The 225-nt window shown below is 59.1% G+C and carries 1 protein-coding gene; it reads left to right on the top strand.

Annotated elements, in window-relative coordinates; all coding sequences use genetic code 11:
- Positions 1 to 17 precede the first annotated feature (17 nt).
- Positions 18 to 225, top strand: a 208-nt coding sequence (locus HMPREF2581_RS22820) for a hypothetical protein (protein ID WP_256565214.1), incomplete at its 3' end; no start/stop codon positions are given.

Below are 225 nucleotides of genomic sequence, written 5' to 3' on the forward strand. Positions count from 1 at the left end.
GCGCTCAAGGGGGAATGATGCTCGGGTTCACGACGAAAGCCGAAGCTCGACAGATCGGCGTCTCGCACCATGGGAGCTATTACGGCATTCCGATGTGGCTGGGGGATGTCGATAGCTATTGCCCGCTGGCGTTCGCCAAGTGGGCGCCGCTTGAACTTGTCGTCTCCCTGTTCTCGGTCATCGAGGGCATCGTCAACTCGATGCTCGATCAAGAGCCGACGTTCA

It is taken from the genome of Pseudomonas sp. HMSC057H01 (assembly GCF_001836405.1).
Classification (GTDB): Bacteria; Pseudomonadota; Gammaproteobacteria; order Pseudomonadales; family Pseudomonadaceae; genus Pseudomonas; species Pseudomonas aeruginosa.